The organism is Kitasatospora sp. NPDC093558 (assembly GCF_040683475.1).
In the GTDB taxonomy this organism is placed as follows: Bacteria; Actinomycetota; Actinomycetes; order Streptomycetales; family Streptomycetaceae; genus Kitasatospora.
On record NZ_JBFBDY010001222.1, the window covers coordinates 1 to 1316 of the forward strand.

Annotated in this window: 1 protein-coding gene and 1 pseudogene; one reads left to right on the forward strand and one right to left on the reverse strand. The window is 70.7% G+C overall.

Annotated elements, in window-relative coordinates; genetic code table 11:
* A pseudogene (locus tag AB0O00_RS39895) lies at positions 1–218 on the reverse strand (hypothetical protein); the annotation flags it as partial.
* Between the two features lie 516 nt (positions 219–734).
* Here AB0O00_RS39895 and AB0O00_RS39900 point away from each other — a divergent pair.
* Positions 735–1316: hypothetical protein (locus AB0O00_RS39900; protein WP_363659564.1), on the forward strand; the 582-nt coding region annotated here is incomplete at its 3' end.

Genomic DNA, 1316 nt, shown 5'->3' on the forward strand with positions numbered 1-1316 from the left:
GGGGTGAGGGCGGTGAACAAGCGGTGGTCGGCGAGGAGTCCGGAGGCGCGGGCTTCGCGTACGGGCGTGACGGCGACGATGTCGCCAAGGCACGAGATGCGCGGGCCGCCGTCCTGGACGCGACGGGTAGCGATCTTGAACAGGGCCCGGCCGTCGATCTCGTCGGGTTGAGCCGGGCCGGGCGGCGGGTGGCCCAGCGCCCCAATACGACCTGTCACAGAAGCCACTAACTCGCTCTGCTCTGTCGCCCTGTCGACCGGTTGCACCTACTGGGACGGGCCCAAGCGGCAGGCCAGGGACCCTCAGCTCGACCGGAGTTCACCTCGGCGCACGGGGAGACGATGGGAGTGCTGTTGAGGGCCCGGCCGACGGGCGTAGGCCTTCCTGTGGAGAGCATGGTTCAGGGCGAGCTGACCAGCCGCCGGACGACGCAGTGGACGGGGGCGCAGTTCCCCACGGAACAGCGGTGGTGGCCCGGTCGCGATCGCGTCGTCGGATGGCTGCTCGCGGGGGGCTGGCCCCTTTCGCTGGGGGACGGGCTGGCGTACCAGGTCACCTATCGTCGACTGGTGGGAGAGCTGTTACCTCGGTCACGGCGTCGAACAGCTCGACCAGTTCACCACGCCGACGGATCTGACGACCTTTCGGCTGCACGCAAGCTCCCCACCGTTTCGAGCGGCACCGAACCGGGGGAGAGCCTGCATGTGCCCGCTAGTGAGCCTGTCGCCGTCGACGTGCCCCTGTTCGACCTCGCCGAGCTGGCCGCGGAACAGGGCCAGCCACAAGTGCGGGTGCGTCGGGTGTCCACGGTCGCCTCGGAGTCGGCCGTCGCGGCACTGGCCGTTGAGGAAGCCGGGGTCGTGCGGACGGACGGCGCCGAGCCGGAGTCGGCCGCCGCGGTGGCTGGGCTGGTGGAGCTGCCGCAGGGTGCCGAGCCGGTCGGCGGCGTGCCGGGCTACCACTACCTGCGCACCGGGCAAGAGACTGCGGTCTTCGGGCCGGACAACCGGCTGGTGGCACAAGGCGAGTACGACCACCGGACCAGGTCGACGGCTGGCGTGGTCGGGGGCGTGCGCATCGCCAGCGGCGGCTACGGCAACTGGAATTTCCAGAAGTTGGCCGCCGCTCAGCATCGGGCCGCCCACCAGCCCACGGAGCTGCGGGACCGGGTGTGGCTGGAGTTGGTGCCCGACCGGTCGGCGACGGTGGGGTACGTCGTGGCCGTGCGCGGCACGGTGAAGGACGACACACGCGACGAGCAGGCCACCAAAGCAGGCAACTTCTACTGGTCGGGGGAGAAGCAGGCGCGGGTCAGC